The sequence below is a fragment of the Rhodococcus sp. DMU2021 genome (genome assembly GCF_019641445.1).
In the GTDB taxonomy this organism is placed as follows: Bacteria; Actinomycetota; Actinomycetes; order Mycobacteriales; family Mycobacteriaceae; genus Rhodococcus; species Rhodococcus pyridinivorans.
On record NZ_JAIFKB010000012.1, the window covers coordinates 31160 to 47926 of the forward strand.

11 protein-coding genes are annotated in these 16767 nt (G+C 59.0%); 2 read left to right on the forward strand and 9 right to left on the reverse strand.

All coding sequences use genetic code 11. The features are described 5' to 3' along the window. Nucleotide 1: 1 nt before the first annotated feature. The 5 genes from K3M35_RS16815 to K3M35_RS16835 are packed head-to-tail and all read right to left on the reverse strand — an operon-like array spanning nucleotide 2 to nucleotide 9508. Nucleotides 2-1108 (reverse strand): IS630 family transposase, encoded by a 1107-nt coding sequence (locus K3M35_RS16815; protein WP_308257081.1) that lies wholly within the window; start codon nucleotides 1106-1108, stop codon nucleotides 2-4. A 60-nt stretch (nucleotides 1109-1168) separates the two neighbouring features. Further along, a complete protein-coding gene (locus K3M35_RS16820) occupies nucleotides 1169-3592 on the reverse strand; it encodes an AAA family ATPase (protein ID WP_220666741.1) in 2424 nt (807 codons plus the stop codon). Nucleotides 3593-3594: 2 nt separating this feature from the next. Further along, complete coding sequence (locus K3M35_RS16825) at nucleotides 3595-6714, reverse strand: type I restriction endonuclease subunit R (protein WP_220666742.1); 3120 nt, start codon at nucleotides 6712-6714, stop codon at nucleotides 3595-3597. Next, on the reverse strand, nucleotides 6711-7946 hold the full coding sequence (locus tag K3M35_RS16830; protein ID WP_220666743.1) for a restriction endonuclease subunit S: 1236 nt from the start codon (nucleotides 7944-7946) through the stop codon (nucleotides 6711-6713). The genes K3M35_RS16825 and K3M35_RS16830 overlap by 4 nt, the downstream gene beginning before the upstream one ends. Then, nucleotides 7943-9508, reverse strand: coding sequence for a type I restriction-modification system subunit M (locus K3M35_RS16835; protein ID WP_220666744.1), 1566 nt, complete (start codon nucleotides 9506-9508; stop codon nucleotides 7943-7945). The genes K3M35_RS16830 and K3M35_RS16835 overlap by 4 nt, the downstream gene beginning before the upstream one ends. Nucleotides 9509-10004: 496 nt before the next feature. On the opposite strand from K3M35_RS16835, the gene K3M35_RS16840 reads away from it, so the two are divergent. Both K3M35_RS16840 and K3M35_RS16845 read left to right on the forward strand, forming a co-directional pair. Continuing rightward, the gene (locus K3M35_RS16840; protein ID WP_220666745.1) at nucleotides 10005-10934 is read left to right on the forward strand and encodes a hypothetical protein; all 930 of its coding nucleotides are present in this window, start codon (nucleotides 10005-10007) and stop codon (nucleotides 10932-10934) included. A 157-nt stretch (nucleotides 10935-11091) separates the two neighbouring features. Next, complete coding sequence (locus K3M35_RS16845; protein ID WP_220666746.1) at nucleotides 11092-11439, forward strand: Lsr2 family protein; 348 nt, start codon at nucleotides 11092-11094, stop codon at nucleotides 11437-11439. 387 nt (nucleotides 11440-11826) lie between these two features. On the opposite strand, the gene K3M35_RS16850 is transcribed toward K3M35_RS16845, so the two are convergent. The 4 genes from K3M35_RS16850 to K3M35_RS16865 all read right to left on the reverse strand — a co-directional run bounded on the left by K3M35_RS16850 (nucleotide 11827) and on the right by K3M35_RS16865 (nucleotide 16553). Then, on the reverse strand, nucleotides 11827-12603 hold the full coding sequence (locus K3M35_RS16850; RefSeq protein WP_220666747.1) for a TatD family hydrolase: 777 nt from the start codon (nucleotides 12601-12603) through the stop codon (nucleotides 11827-11829). Continuing rightward, nucleotides 12603-13901, reverse strand: coding sequence for a hypothetical protein (locus tag K3M35_RS16855; protein WP_220666748.1), 1299 nt, complete (start codon nucleotides 13899-13901; stop codon nucleotides 12603-12605). The genes K3M35_RS16850 and K3M35_RS16855 overlap by 1 nt, the downstream gene beginning before the upstream one ends. Further along, nucleotides 13898-14407 carry a hypothetical protein gene (locus tag K3M35_RS16860; RefSeq protein WP_259444144.1) on the reverse strand — a complete coding sequence of 170 codons (510 nt, stop codon included), beginning with the start codon at nucleotides 14405-14407 and terminating at the stop codon, nucleotides 13898-13900. Before K3M35_RS16860 ends, K3M35_RS16855 begins: the two co-directional genes overlap by 4 nt. A gap of 250 nt (nucleotides 14408-14657) precedes the next feature. Continuing rightward, entirely contained in the window at nucleotides 14658-16553 is a 1896-nt protein-coding gene (locus K3M35_RS16865; RefSeq protein WP_308257082.1) for a P-loop NTPase fold protein, read from the reverse strand. Between the last annotated feature and the right edge of the window lie 214 nt (nucleotides 16554-16767).

The window sequence follows — 16767 nt, forward strand, 5'->3', positions numbered from 1 at the left end:
GTCACGCAACCTTGGCCGGATAATACGGGTACTCGGTCCACGATCGGATCGGCGAGTCCGGGGCGAATCGGGTTTTCGGTTCGGCACGGGCATTGCGCCACCGCATATACGCCGCGATCGCAGCGTTCTGCTCGGTGTGACTGCGGTGATCGGTGCCGTTCAGGGCGAAGTACCGCAACGCCGCGAACTCGGATTCGATCCAGTTCAGCCACGACCCGTAGGTCGGCAAAAACACCAACTCGACGTCGTTGTCCGCCGCCCACCGGCGGACGGACAGGTGCCGGTGCGGGGAGAAGTTGTCGAGCACCACGTACAACTTCTCCCCGGGCCACCTGGCCCGCAACACCTTCAGAAGGTCGAGGAACTCGCCAGCTCGTTTACGAGGCCTGATTCGGTAATACATTCTGCCACTCGATAAATCGAGCGCGGCGAGCATGTGCATCACACCGTCGTAGCGGTGATACGTCGCCCGCAACCGAAGCGGAGACGTCGCCGGCCGCCACGATTTCCCTTTCCGGGGTTGCAGGTTCAGCGGACCGAACTCGTCGACACAGACGACCCGGCCGTCGGCCGGCGGGTGATCGTAGAGAGCGAGGATCGTGCGCATCTTGACCAGGAAATCCGGATCGGTCGAGGCCTTCCACGTCGTGGTCGACTGCCAGGTGACCTTGCCGTCGCGCAGGATGCGGCGCAGCGTCTCGCGACTGATGGTCGGCACGATCTTCTGCGCGATCAGGTGCTCGGTCAGTTTGGCCAGACTCCAGGTGGAGAACGCGGTGATCTTCCAATCGGCGGGGGACGTCCGGGCGATCAAGCAGATCTTCTCGCGAGTCTGCTCATCGATCGTCTTCGGCCGTCCCCCGTTCCATTTTGGGTGCAACGCCTCGAATCCCTGCTCGTTGAACGCGTGGACGACATCGCGGACGTAGTCGTCGCTGACCTGCATCAATGAGGTGATGTCCTTGACGGTCTGGCCTTGGGCGGACATCAGCACCACGATGGCTCGTCGCAGTTTGATCGGGTCTTTGGCGGTGCGGCTGATCTTCTGCAGCCGGCGGCCTTCCTCCATGGTCAACGATCGGACGAACACGCTGGGTTGACGTGCCACGACCACCTCCTTGTCTCGACTCGGAGACAGTCTGCCGTGGAGGGGGTGGTCAGCTGGGGATTACCCGGTCAACAATCCATGACGAGCCACTAGCCAACCTTCGGGTGTGACCTTCGGCTTGATGCGCTGTAAATCCTGCACCGTGAATCCGAGCCGACTGAGAGCCGGAGTCATTTCTGAGGTGAGCTCGGCGTCGGGTTCGAGCAGCATGACAAGCTCCAGCTCCGCCAGGATCGCTTCCCAGGTAGTGACGGGCTCCTTGTCGGTCGCGAGGACGTCGAAAAGGTTCTCGATCTTGTTGCCTCGCAAGCCGGATCCAGTCACAAGACCCCTGAACTTTGACTGCACCTCAGCGAAGTTGTGTCCGACATCGAGGGATGCACGTATCAGTTGATCTGAGGCCGCTGACAGCGCGAGGCATTGCGCCTCAAGGGCTTCTGACCGCTCTCTATTCAGCTCTCGAAGCTCCTCGCGCAATCGACCATGCTCGGCTATGGGATTTCCTAGGCGCCCATATTCGAGCTCTTGCATTCGTAGGAGATCGGTCGCAGTCTTGATTTGCGTTTCCAACTCCGCGAGCTGACGCAGCTTGACCTCGTGCGCGGTCGATCGTTCCTTTACCGCGCCATACTTTTCGTTGAATACAGCCAGTCGGTCGGTCACGGCACCAAGGCTCGCGTCGATCGTTCCAGCTGGCGCCACGGCAACTGCCAGGCTATCACCGGTCGCTCGGATAGCGGCCTCGGCTTGCTGAAGTGCTGCGTGGATCGCCGCCACGGCGGCGTCCAGGTCCGCCTTGAACTCCTCGGGGGCGCCTTCTGGAACACTGATCTCATCGATAGCCCTCTGGTACGTCGATCTGAGTGTTTCGGTGCCCTGTTCGAGTGTTGAGAGTTGTTGGCGCCACGTAGCCACAGTGGTTGCAGAGTGATCGTGCCCCGCCTTCTGATTAAGTAACGTTCGATCAGCATCGCTCAGACCCGTAAGGCCGTCTCGCAGCGCCTGCGCCTGGCCAGTCAGAGACTTGATGCGCGCCCTTGATTGCTCCGCTTCCCTTGCCACGCTTCGGTGTCGCTGCAGGGTGCCGTAGTTCTCGCGAAGTCGCCCCTGGGTCTCAACGTGGCGCCGGTCGATGTCTTCGAGCTGCCGAAGGATTGGCGCCTCGAGAAAGCGAGTGAGTTCGTCGAGGCGGATCGCCACGCTCGACAGCTGCTTCTGGCTATAGGCCTGAATCGGCAGCAACCTCTGCACAATCGTCTCGTGAACGGCCTCGAAGTCTTCGTCTCCGACCTTGAGCTCGAATTCTCCTGACTTAGCGTGCCTTCGAACGACGTGTGGAACGTCGTTGATTACGAGGTGGACCTCGACCACCGCGTCGTACGGTACGAGCGTCGCATTAATGAGGCGGCGTTGCCGTGCACGCGGGTCTACAAGCTCGTCTTCCTCTCCGGTGTTCGCAACCTGATCACCAAGCGCCCATCGCATATAGTCGAGCACGGAGGACTTCCCGGTGCCTCGTCCACCGATGAGCGCGGTGTACTGCGGGTTCAGCCGTGAGTCGAGTCGCCCCATAAACTTGCTGTGCGACACAACGACGCGCGAAATCCATACGTTAGGGACCGCGGGTTCAACTTGCGAGATCCGCGACTCGCGAGCGAGGCTCGCTTGTCGGAGTGCCTCGGCGGTTGGGCGCGACCACTTCACCCAGGTTGCAGTGCTGCCGAGTTCGGCAAAGTCAGATCTCCGCGAGTCGGACGTCTGGAACAGCGCGATCGCTCGATCTCCCCAATTTTTATCGAGCCCGTCGAGGATCTTTGCCTCGCCGATCTTCTTCTCAAGGATCGAGATGGAGCCGTCAAGATAGCCGCCGACACAGACAGAGAACGCATCCTTGTACTTGTCCTGGAAAGATTCCCGAAGAATCGTCTTGTGCCCCTTAGGCGTGACGTTGGGAAGCAGGATGTAACGGCCCTTGATCCAAGGCTTCATGTCTAACTGGGCGCAGATCGTCGAGAAGCTGTCGGAACTCGGAAGAACGGTCGTCGATGGCAGCATTGTTGCAGCTGGATCGTACGGTTCATGGTGAAGTGCCTTCAGTACATCATCGAGGCGATCGAGCGGGAAGTCAGCGTCGAGGATCAGGATCGCTTGACACGGGAGGGCAAGAGTTAGCTCAAGGGCAGGAAAGACGACGAGACGTTCTTTCTCGGGGACAGGGAGGCCGCTACTGTCCACCTCGCTGAGTGCCGCCTGCCGGACGTAGGGGTACATCGCGAAGTCGTGGTGATCGGAGATTGCCACCGCGTTGAGCCGTTTCTCGCGCGCCGCTTCGACAAAACTATTGGCCCACGCGATGCGCTCAGGTTCGGCCGTAGGGCGCGGCCCGTCCCAGTTTGTGTCACGCGGCGTGTGGACCTGAAAATCTGCCCTGTAGTAGTGCGTGCCGTCGTCTTGAAGGTCAATCCGATTCAATGGAGTCCTCATCCTTATTCGGCTCCCTGGCTCAGCCCGAAGAACCGCTCGAAGAATGCGGCCAGCTTCTGGATCACGCGCTGCTTCTTCTCGCCATGCCCGCCTGCGCTCGCGAATCGAGACGCAGGAGGCAGGACCTTGGTGATCGCGGTGCCAGTGGTACGGAGTGTGCCGTCGCGAAACGCCGTCTCGACGAACGCAAGGGTGTTATCAGCGCGGAGATTCTCGTCTTCGATAATTTTTGCCAGCTCAGCTTCACGCTTGGCGGCGATGAATGCCTGCCACTCCTCGTCGATCGCGCCGTTGACCGATACGGAGTCGACGAAGTCCTCGATGAGGTCCTTCTTGTTGCGCAGAGTCGGGCTGGCATCGACCGCGCGGGAGATCTCGGCGCGAATCTCTTTATTTTCACCGTCGCCACCGTGTTCCGCGCGGTATTTGGCGACGAGCATGAGGATGTAGTCGACGTTGATCTCGACCTGTTTGATCAGTTCGACTTCGAAGACCACGTCGTCATTGATGATTTCCTTATCGGCGTCCTTGTCTTTGCGGAACTCGGCGTAGAGGTCGAGGTAGACACTGCGGTAGTCCTGGCCCTGGCGCTGCGTCAGGATCTCGTTGCCGGCGAAGTCGTCAAACGAGGTGAGGATGTTCTCGAGCCGCAAAATCTGCCCAAACAGTGCGATGAATGCCTTCTGCGCGGCCTCCCCGATGATCGGTTGCCCAAGCGGGAACGCCGTCAGCATCTCGTTCACTTTCTCGGAGTACTCGCTGTAGTACTCACCGTACGGTTTGAGGATCACCACGCCACGAGCGTCCTTGTTACCGAATAGCTCCAGCGCCTTGTTCGTAGCCTCCTCCAGATCGCGGAAGGCCACGATGTTGCCATATGTCTTCACCGAGTTCAGGATTCGGTTGGTGCGGGAGTACGCCTGGATCAGACCGTGTGCACGCAGGTTCTTGTCCACGAACAGCGTATTCAACGTCGTCGCGTCGAACCCGGTGAGGAACATGTTGACCACGATCACCAAGTCGAGCTCGCGGTTCTTCAGCCGCTGCGACAGATCTTTGTAGTAGTTCTGGAACTTGTCGGCACTGGTGTCGTAGCTGGTGCCGAACATCTCGTTGTAGTCGATGATTGCGTCTTCGAGCGCGGAGCGTGCATCGGTCGGCAGCTCGTCGGTCTCGAAACCTTCGTCATCGATAATGCCGTCGTCGACAGCGTCGTTCGCACCGTACGAGTAGATAAGCCCGATCTTCAGCCGTCGATCCGCCGGCAGCTTGTCCTGCTCCCACTTCAATACGTTGTAGTAGATCCGTGCTGCTTCGATTGAGGCGGTGGCGAAGATGGCGTTAAAGCCACGCACCCGTTTGCGCTCGCGCAGCGCTTCGGCCTGGCGCCGTGTGCGGGTCGCCTGCGGCACGTTGGTCACCACGGAGTGCTCGTAGCTCGACGACCGCTTCGTCTTCTGATCGAAGTGCTCCAGGGTGTACTTGACGATCTCACCGATGCGCCGCGGGTCGAGAAGTGCCTTCTCCCGATCGATTGCCGAGACCTGCTTGTCCTCGGGGTTGCCGACCTTGATCGTGTTGATGTAGTCGATGCGGAACGGCAGCACGTTCTTGTCGGTAATGGCGTCCACGATCGTGTAAGTGTGCAGCTTCTCACCGAAGGCCTGCTCGGTGGTCTTGAACTGCGGATTGCCGCCACTGCCACTGTTTTCGGCGAAGATCGGAGTGCCCGTGAAGCCAAACAGGTTGTAGCGCTTGAATGCCTTGGTGATGTCGGTGTGCATGTCACCGAACTGCGAACGATGGCACTCATCGAAGATGATCGCGACGTGTTCACCAGTGATTGCGTGGTTCTTATTGGCTTTGATGAAGGTTGAGAGCTTCTGGATCGTCGTGATGATGATCCGGGCGGTCGGATCTTCCAGCTGCTTCTTCAGCACCGCCGTTGAGGTGTTGGAGTTCGCCGCGCCCTTCTGGAAGCGGTCGTACTCGCGCATCGTCTGGTAGTCGAGGTCCTTACGGTCGACGACGAACAGCACCTTCTCGACACTCGGTAGTTTCGACGCGAGCTGTGCCGTCTTGAACGATGTCAGTGTCTTGCCGGAGCCGGTGGTATGCCAGACGTAACCGCCGGCTGCGACGGTACCGAGTTGCTTGTAATTGGTAGCGATGTCGATCCGCTGCAAGATGCGTTCGGTCGCCACGATCTGATAGGGACGCATCACCAGAAGGAGCCGATCGGCGGTCAATACGCAGTAGCGCGTGAGGATGTTGAGCAGGGTGTGCTTGGCGAAGAAGGTCTTCGCGAACGCCGTCAGATCTTGGATCGGCTTGTTCTGTGCATCCGCCCACCACGATGTGAACTCAAATGAGTTCGAGGTCTTGCGGCCCTTGCCGGGTTTCTGCCCCTCCTTTAGGTGCTGGCTGCGAGTGGTGTTCGAGTAGTACTTCGTCAGCGTGCCGTTGCTGATGACGAAGAGCTGTACGTACTCGAATAGCCCAGAGCTCGCCCAGAAACTGTCGCGCTGATACCGATTGATCTGATTGAACGCCTCGCGGATGTCGACGCCGCGCCGCTTGAGCTCGATGTGCACCATCGGCAGGCCGTTCACCAGAATGGTCACGTCGTAGCGGTTCACATACCGCCCTCCTGAGCTCTGCTCGTCAGCAGGATCGGCGCGATCCACCTCGTACTGGTTGATGACCTGAAGTCGGTTGTTGTGGATGTTCTGCTTGTCCAGGAGCGTGATGTTCTTCGTCGAACCGTCGTCACGCTTGAGAAGTTGGACGTGATCCTCTTGGATGCGCTCCGTCTTCTCGGCGATGCCGTCGTTCTTCCCAGCGATCTTGTTCTCGAAGAAATCAGTCCACTCCGTATCCGAGAACGTGATGTGGTTCAACGCCTCCAGCTGGCTGCGCAGGTTCGCGACGAGCTGTTCTTCCGACGTGATCGCCAGGTAGTCATACGCCTGCGACTCCAACAGCTTGACCAGTTCACGCTCCAGTGCGGACTCCGACTGGTACGCGGCCTCCGAGGTCGCATCTGGCACATACTCGGCGACGACCGTACTCTCGGCAGAGACAGCGATCGGGTCGTACTTGCGCGGCTTCGCTTCGCTCATGCCGTGACCTCATCGAAGGTCAGCAGCTTGTCGCGGTAGTACTCGTATTGCTTCCGGCGTGCAGCGAGCTCGGCGGGCAGGGCGTCGTTTAGGTCGCCAACCAGCAGATCGAGTTTTTCGAGCAAACCAATAATTCTGTCCTGTTCGGGCAATGCGGGAATCGATATTGGCCAATCACCCAGATTCGCGATCGGAATTCGATCGACCGTCGATCCGCGGACTGTTCGTGCCGCGAGGACGGACTGAAACTGAGGGCTAAGGTATGCAATGGTGAGAAATTTCGGGCGGACCTTGTCGACCTTAGGTCGCAGCAGACCCATTCTCCTACCAAGCGCAGCGGGCTCATCTAATTGCCAGTAGGCAGCCTGTCCCAGCCGAGTCTCGTAGGAGAATAAGGTGTCGCCCGATTGAGGCGCGACGCGCTTAGTCCACCTCGGAAGGTCCACTTCCGAGAGATGCGCTGACGATGTGAAGTCGAAGCTTCCGTCCTTCAACGACGAGATACTCAAGTACCACGGACCTTCAGTCGTCTTCTTCGGAGTCGCATGGGGTCCGTCGAACACCTCAGCGAGGGCGCCGACGGTTGTTTCTCGCCATTCGGGTGTCGGACTCAAGATCAGGGCCCGATAGTGCTCGTATTGGCGGCGGCGTGCTTCCAGTTCTGCTTCCAGTTCTGCTTCCAGTTCCGCTTCCAGCTGAGTGAACTGATCCAATATTCGCACGATTTCCTGCTGCACCTCTAGAGGTGGCACGGGCACACGAAATGCGCGGATCATCGTCAGATTTAGGCCACCGCGCGTACCATCACCCGACGACACATCACGCAAGCGTGAGTACTGAGTCTTTAGAAAGTAGAACAAAAAGTCACTATCAAGTTCCGTGTTCGGAACGATCGACGCGAGCGATTGATTCGTACAGCACTCGAGACGAGTGCGAGCAACCGTCCCGCGAGTCTTGCCCTGACCAGCAAGCGCCATCACCACGGCACCAGCCGGGATCATCTTGGTACTACAGGAGTCGTATCCAGACTGCGTGATGAAAGTGTCAGCTTCGTAGATTGTCCCCTTGTTGACCTCACCAGAGCTCAACCACGGGATTGTGCCACCAGTCCAATACGCCGCTACAGACTTCGACGGTGTTGCACCAGGAGTTACCTCGCTAGTCTCGCCAATTGTCTTGAACGTAACTCCGCTCGGGCAGAGTTCTGAAATCAGTTCGTCGATGCGACTCACCTCGAACCCTCCAAGTCAGCGACGATCTCATCGATAGAGATGCGCAGTTCTTGCTGCCGTGTGACGATGCGCGCGATCTCCGCGTTCAGCGCGTCAATGTCGATAACCTCGCGGGTGTCCTCCTGCTCGACATAACTGGACACGGCGATGTTGTAGCCGTTGAGCGCGATGTCTTCGTTCGACGCAAGTTTCGCGACGTGATCGGCATCGGTACGGGCTGCGAGGGTGTCGAGGATGTGCTGCTGATTCTCCGGTAGCAGCTTGTTCTTGTTGCCGACACGCCTGCACTCCGCCGACGCATCAACAAACAGCACGCTGTTGTCCTTCTTGGACTTCTTGAGCACGATGATGCAGGTAGCGATCGTGGTGCCGAAGAACAGATCTGGCGGCAACTGAATGACCGCATCGACGTAGTTGTTGTCGATCAAGTACTTGCGGATCTTCGCCTCGGCGCCGCCGCGGTACAGTACACCAGGGAACTCGACGATCGCCGCCGTGCCGTTGACGGCCAACCACGACAGAATGTGCATGGTAAATGCCAAGTCGGCCTTCGACTTCGGCGCCAGGACACCCGCAGGGGCAAACCGCTCGTCGTTGATCAAGAGCGGATTAGCGTCGCCCTCCCACCTGATCGAGTAGGGCGGATTGGAGACGATCGCCTCGAACGGCTCGTCATCCCAGTGGTGCGGGTCAGTGAGTGTGTCCCCGTGCGCGATGTCAAACTTCTCGTAGTTCACATCGTGTAGAAACATGTTGATGCGGGCGAGGTTGTAGGTGGTCAGGTTGATCTCCTGGCCATAGAAGCCACCCACGTTCTCTTTGCCAAGGACTTTGGCGAACTTCAGCAGCAGCGATCCTGAGCCGGCGGCCGGATCGTAGACTTTGTTCACTCGCTTCTTGCCCGCGACCGTAATCTTCGCCAGCACCTCCGAGACTTCCTGCGGCGTGTAGTACTCACCGCCGGATTTGCCGGCCTGGGAGGCGTACATCTGCATGAGGTACTCGTAGGCGTCACCAAAGAGATCGATTGAGTTGTCTTCGAAGTTACCGAGCGGCAGGTCCCCGATCGCGTCGAGCAGCTTGACCAGCTTCTCATTGCGCTTCGCGACCGTGTTACCAAGCTTCGAGCTGTTGACGTCGAGGTCGTCGAACAAGCCCTTCAGGTCGTCTTCACTGTCGGTGCCAACAGCCGAGCCCTCAATGTTCTTGAAGACCCGTTCGAGGGTTTCGTTCAGGTTTGCGTCTTGCGACGCACGCTCACGGACGTTCTGAAAAAGCTCCGACGGCAGGATATAGAAGCCTTTTTCGTCGACAGTGTCTTTACGACCGAACTCAGCATTCTTATCGTCAAGCTTTACGTAATCAAAGTCGGCGTCGCCGGCTTCATGCTCAAGCTTGTTCAAATATGCGGTGAGATTTTCAGAGATGAACCGATAGAACAGCATACCGAGTACGTAGCTCTTAAAGTCCCAGCCATCCACGCTGCCGCGCAGATCGTTTGCGATTCGCCAGATCGTCTTGTGGAGCTCGGCGCGCTGGGCTTCTTTGGTGGTCGGTGACATGTTCCTCGTGCTCTCCTGCGAACGCTGACGCGTGCCGCCGTTTCAGTTGAATATCATTTTCAATTTTAGCATACAGCTGCCTCATCCTCGCAGGTCAGCGGCGCGATTGCACCTCGCGCCGTCCCCGCGACACCAAGGACAGATCGAGCTTACTGATCTACTCGGACACGTCGGCGGGATCACCACGACTGTTACAGCTCGTCGTCAGTCGCTGCCGACACCTCCCGCATGCCGTTCGTGCAAGGAGATCGCACCGTCAGCTCGCCCCAGACGGCAGCGAAGATCGTTCGCTGGCGGCCTGCTCAGTGTCGCCCTCATTTTCAGCCGGCGGCGCGCAATCACCCATGGCAGCACCGTGGGCACTCATTCTGGCTTCCCTAGTCATCGCCGTGACGATCCAGACCGAATGATTTGCGCCTACATCAAGACCACGTGAGCCGGTACTCGCCGCGCCACCGCACGTTTCTGTTGGCTCTCGCAGTTAGACTCCCGTCTTGTGTCTACCTCCGCGCCCGGCATCGGCGAGCACTGGGTTTACCGCAAGAGCGACAATGCAGCCTCAGAACGCGTCAAGATCTTGGGCCTCACCGAACAGGGCCGGAAGCAGCGTGCCGAAATTAAGTTCGTCGACGTGTCCGACCGTGTGGAAACCGTGCCGCTTAATCGGCTCCGTACGCCGTGGAGCAACGTGCAATCGTTTGACGAGAGCATGGCTAATTGGGAGAAGTTGGCAGCGCCGGAACTTCATGCGGTGGAGGAGGACGCCATTGGTGAGGTATTTGGCGAGCTTTTCCCGGAGTCGGTTACGACAATTTACGATCGGCGCCCCCACTATGTGGTCTCGATCCACGACGCGGCAACCTTTGAGGACATCGTCGGCTGCTCGATCGCTGACATCGCGCGCCAGTGCTTTTCGTGTCGCGAAGGGGACACTGTTCTGCTTTGTCGAAACGGCGCCTTGCTCAGTGCGGAGCTGGCCTGTCGACGCAACTCCCAACCCATCCTCGATATTGTCTTCACCGAGGAAACCGAGGCGCGTGAAGCATGTAAGCACGGCCGGAGCCGCGAGTATGGACGGCGTGCCAATGATTCCGACCGAACCTCACCCTATTGGGAATGGGACTGGTACCTCGAACACACCCGGCCCCGTCTGGAACTGCTGCGGCAATGGTGCGGCTTTCGAGCTGTCACTGCCGACGAGCGGCGACGGGCGGCTGAGAAAGAAGCGCGCCGTCTCGACCTACTCCTGACCAGAGCGATCGACACCCTCAAAGACCACCACGAGTTGCTTGCAAGCGTCCTTGAACAGGAGCACGAATCCGAGCGGATCACGCCCGAGCGCGTGCGTCCGCAGATTGACCGACCACTGCGACCAGATGAGATGCCGGTGCGGGAAATCAAAGTTCGTTCGCGGCGATGGTGGTAGCCGAGGCTGAGGGCGCCTTGCGCTGGTCTCGGTTCATCAGCACGCACACAGCCGCGAGAGCCATTTCAGTATAACGGCTCTCGGCGCTCTCCGCGGCCAATAACCTCTATGCATTACCGTACAGTCGCATATGCTTGCGGGGACAAAGGTGTTAATCATGGCCTTGCGCAAAACCGTCGAGTATCTCGATGATATTGACCAGACCACAATCACCGAAGGAAAAGGCGAAACGATTCGGTTTGCCGTTAACGGCGTCTCCTACGAGATCGACCTCAACAACAAGAATGCGAAGGAATTCCACCGAAAGCTTGACTACTACATCGCGCACGCGACACAAATCACCGACCACAAGCCGAAAGCGCCCCGCACCGCTCGCGTGAAGGTGAAACGCGATCCCTCGCAGACCAAGGCGATTCGAGAGTGGGCGATCGCACATGGCTACAACGTGGCAACACGGGGTCGTATCTCTGCCGACGTCAAAGCCGCTTTCCACAGCGCGCGGTAGTCGCGGCGCAAGGCATTACTCCGCGTGTATCTCGACAGGCACGGTGGCAAAGTGCCCCGAAAGGAGGTCCATCTTGCGCAGGTAGGCCGGCGCGATCGTCAAGTGGATACGTACGGTCTCCTCGTCGACGCGACGCCCGACCAGGGGTGTCCGATCTCGTTGCGGGTCTGCCGGATCCAGAACGGCATCCCATCTCGTGGCGAGCGATCTGGTAAGTGCCACGATCTCTGCCAATTCGAGAAGTCGTTTCACATGCCAAAATCTGATTCTCAGGTGCGGTCGAGATTCACCCTGTTCACCGCGCCATCATGAACTGGGGATGCTCCTCCACCTCGCGTTCGAATCGAGCACGCACGCGTCCAGTACTGACATGAGTCACTACGGCCCTCAAAAGTTCCGTGCTGCCGCGACCATTCGCTGTACCGGAATAGGAAGCAGACTAGCGACGGCGGTCTCGTCGAGCAATTTCACGAAGTTCGTCCAGACCTGCTTGCGGATGTCAGCCGCCGTGCTTCCGTGAATTGCCGCAAGGTTGTTTTCTACATCCATGACCGCACCAGGCTGCCTCGGAATCGGTGAGCCCCGATCACCGGATGGATGATCGGTTTCGGTTAGGATCCGATCAAGCGGTATGGCGGAGATGTGGTCGGGGTGTTTCATACTCGCATTGTTAACAGAGAACCAGCAGCCAAGCTCAAGAGCACGACGTGTCTGGGTCTCGTTGCCGCGCCACCAGTGCAGGACCGCACCCTTGATCGGGTGTCGTTCAAGGACATCAAGAGTTTGGCGTGGAACAGCCGCACTGTGGATTGACGTGATCCGTGGTGTCGTTCGCAGAATATCTAGGATTGAACTGAACACGTGCATCTGCTCGTCGAGCGGCACCTTCGAATGTCGATCGAGACCAACCTCGCTGACATAGGGCGCGGATGAAATCAGTGCCGCGAATCTCGCAGAGTCGTAACCGAGCTGGGCCTCGGGAAGCCGTGGGTGGCACCCCACGCCCCAGATCGTTACTTGGTCACGGCGTTTCTTCGCGGACTCGTACTCGTCCAAAGATCTGGTTGCCGCGAAGACAACTGCACCGAGCCGCTCAAGGTCTGCCGGTTTCGTCCTTGTATTGATATGCGCGTGGAGATCGAGGGGGGGAAGCTGGGGCGCCATCAGAAGAGGCCTCGCAGTTCCTCGACGCCCCGCTGCAACAATGCAAGTGCGTCCTGAGCCGCGTAATCGTCAGGCAGCGACATGGTCATCACATCTCGCGGGCGGACGCCATGATGTACGAAATCCCGCAACGGCTCCGCGATCGACTTCTGCCGTACAAATTTGTCATACCGACCGCTCGGATCGTCGGAAAGATAGGTGGTCACATCAGGAACACCAGAGGCAATGAAGGCCGCCCGTCGAACGAGACAGCCGAAGCACACGCCACATGATGAGCCAACTGGGGCGCCGCTGTAGCGCGCGTCCGTGTGCGAGCACGAATTGGTGCTGCTCAGGAACTTCGACGCCGTATTGATACCGACAGTGTCCGCAACACGGCGGAACATCTCACCCTTGGTGAGGCTTTCGAATGGATTCTCGATACGACTGTGGCCGCCCACGTTCTGTACCAACTCCGCCAGTTCGCGCAGAAAGCGTGGGTGGGTGGTGTGCGTCGACAGGCTGCCCCGACGATCAGGGCCGAGCGGTGGGTTCAGTGAGGCGAACCCGTTCTCGGCGACCCAGAGCGTTGAGCCCGCACGCTCCGCAACGGCGAGGCCGAGCGCGAAGAAGAGGAACGATCGGGACCGAGTCGATGGCTCGCTACGGAAGGACCTCCCATTGAGACGCTTTGAGGCACGGTGTAAATGGAATTGATGGTGCACCTGTTGGAGACCTGGGACAAGCTCAGCAATCGCTTTAGCGACACCTTGCTGCACGGGCGAGATCGAGGTCGAGCTGTAGTGCGACACTAGAGACTGGGAGTGGCCCTCCCCCAACTCGACAGCGGAGAGCAGAGCACCAGCTGCCGAGTCCGCTCCGCCGCTGAGTAGTACCGTGCGGTCGTAACGCTGCTCCTCGATCGGGAAGCCGACCTTCTCGGCTGCAGGCGCCTGGGTGAATCTGAAGGTCCAGTAGTCGCCTGACAGAAAGCCGACCACATGGGCGAGCTGCTCAGCGTGGGACTCCCAGGTTGCGGGATCAGCAACCTGCACCGTGAGGTCGAAGTCTCGCGCGTTCCAGCTCGAGCCTCGGGCTTTACGGAGCACTGATCGATCGGCAGCAAGGACACCAAGGGCGATTCGGACCAGATCCACATTGCGCGGGTTCACCGCGCCGAGCCCCGACAGGTGAGGGTCAACGACACCGGCGAAGCTCGTGCGTCCGCTACGCTTCCAAAGGAAGACCTCGTCGAAGCTGCCATTCTGTAGGGCGTCGTTGGCGTCGGTTTCTGAGAGACTGAGCAGTAGCCGACTCATGCCGTAACTCCAAAGATTTTCCCGATGTCACGGATGCCGTTCTCGATTGCCTGCGACATCTGCTGTTCGGTCGCACCGCTAACGCTGAGCGTCGCCTGAGCCGCGTACTCCGCCGCCACATCTCGAATCTGCTGCTCAAGATTGCGCCGTTTCTCAAAACTGGCGTCCTTCGCATAGATGGTCGAAGACACCTCAGTGAGCGCGGTCTCGGCAATCGTGGTCTCGATCGACTTCCTGACCACCTCGTCTGGTGTCGGTGGTTGGTCTGCCGGCTGCTCCAGAATCCACTCAACGACAATCGAGACAATTCCGCGCTCCTCGGCGTCGGCAATTGTGCTGTCGGGTTGTGCCCCAAAGGCAGCCTCAATGATCTTGAGCCCAACAGCCACGGGATCGCCAAGTCGTTGGAGCTCGTCGTAATTGAGCCCTGCCTCGCGCAGCGCTTCACGATTGCCGGATGAGTAAGCAAGCGCCAGGCGTCCTGCACGACCAGCTGCGCGCGACACACGGCCGACGGATCGGGTTGCGCCACCAGACGAGCGGCCGCCTCCGCCGCCTCGGGTAACTCCGCCACCTCCACCTCCGGGGCCATCACTACGACCACCACGTCCACGCGAGTTGAGCAATACGCGCAGAGCCGGGCTAATGTCGACTTGGGGCTGCTGCTGCCCTGGCGCGGCCGCGTCGTCCAGCCACGCCGCGATGTTGTCGCGAAGGTCGCTCGGATCCTTGCCGCCGCTACCACCAAACGAGCTGCTAGTTCCCATTGCCACTGCTCCATGCAGTCTCAACGATGTGTACCGACGTCTGAAGCTGCTGCTCGTCCGACCCTGCCTTCCAGAGCTCAAGCACCGGCCGGTAGATATCTGCGTCCAGTGGTCGGAGCTTGATGATCGTGGCTGGCTCGACATTCCCGGCAGGAATGCCTCTCAGCGCAACCACGACATTCGGCTGGATTGCGGGTTGTTGCACGGCAAGGCGAAGCAGACTTTCAACGGTGAACTTTTGGAGGCTTGGTTGGTCGCGGGTTCGACGGCCAAGATGTCCGACCAAAATCTGAGCATCCGCCTCCGGCAACAGTCTTAAGGTCTCATCGGTGACGCCTGCCCGGTCAAGTTTCAGACTCGAAGTTAGCGCAATTGCAAGATCGCGGAGTCGCTCGGGAAGCCCCGTATCGATAACCTCGATCTTGGCGAACGAGGCCGCCAGATAGAGGTAGCCCGCGATAGCCGAAGCATCAAGTGTGGGCGGGAGCTTTGCCCAGCGGCGGAGTGTGTCGCTAAAGTCGTCGTTGCGGGTGGGCTGCTGCGCCGGCTCTTCCAGAGCAGTCTCGCTCTCGTCCGAGTTCTCCTCGGATGGTTCTGACACCTCTTGTTCACCAGTTTCGGCTCGGCCGTTGGCCGCAAGATCGAGCGCCTCAAGCTTGTCGCGGAGCTGATTGGATGCAAGCCACCCAAGCACCGTCTGGAAGTCATCGGTCAGGATGCGTTCCAACACCATGAGTTTGGCGACCTCATCGGCCTCAAGCTCGAAACCACGACGCTTTGCAATCGCCTGGCGGACGTTGAGGTCGTTGAGGAATCGCTTGATGCGTCGTGGATTGCCATGAAACTTCTCGTAGAGGATCGGGGTCAAGCGCGTGGCTGTAACCAGATGCTCCGCTAATGCACTGGCGTCGTCGACCCCAAGATCATCCAGACTGCCGCCATCAATGCGTAGCTCGTCGCATCTGGTGACGAAACTCTCGTATGCTACTTCATCGTCTCCCAACTCGGCCTTTGCCAGTAGCAGGAAAAGGTAGGCCTCGGTGTCGAAGCGGCTCAGTGCAGGAAGCGGAATGGTCGTTTGGACGATCTTGTGTAGATACAGCTTGGCTGGATCCTCATCCTCGTTCTGCGGAGCTGCTGTCTTGAGCTTCTGCTGGATTGCTTCAGCCACGCGGTCCTCGTCGGCCGCGATGATGAACGACATGCCCTCTACCGAGAGGAAGAGGCGGATCGCCTCAAGCGTCTCGACGACGGTGTCAGGTAGGCAGCGGTCGAGATCGTCGACGAGCACGACGACTCGTGACAGGTGCTCCAGCGCAGGATCGGCCAGTAGCTTCTCGAACTCGTCGCGGAAGGCGGCCATGCCCTTCTCGTTGTCGAGGCTCTCAGGTTCGTCACTGACAAGCCCGAAGACGTCGTCCATCTTCGGTAGTTGCATCGTGATGGCGGTCTTCGTTGCCATCTTGACCGCTTTTGACCAGTTGACTTTGCGAACCAGCTTCTTGAAGGCGTCCAGGCCCAGCTTGCCAACGGGGTCTTCCTCGTTGAACTCTTTGCCAAGCGCGCCCAGCACCTCAGCAATTAGGCTTTCTTTCGGCCCCACCGCCGGGTCGTAACGCCACGGTTGTGTCGGGATCACAAGAACTTTGCCCGGAGTGGTGTTTGACCGCTCAATAATCTCTGTCTTGATCAGCTCAAGGACACTCGTCTTGCCACTACCCCAAGCACCCGAGAGCCCGATTGCTACCGGATCAAGTCCGTCATCAAAGATCGCATCCGCAGCGGTCTCAGCTACAGCCTGAAACGCCAGCAGGTCCTGGGTCGCCGGCTCATCAGACCAGAGCGCATATTTAGACGACGGCATATTGTATTGGTTCTCCTCCACGCCACAGGCGCGTCTTCAATTATCGTCGGGTTAAGCTCACCGTACCGGCGAACAGTGCCACTAACTCCGGCCGGTGTCGCGTGTAATGGCAGATCGTGGTCACCGCACCACAGGGCTGGTCTGCTTCGTGTCAGACCTCGACCTCTCACGAACACGATGCTGTTACACGTCGATGATCACTCTGGCGAGTCCAGATCGTCTCGTCGTGAATCCG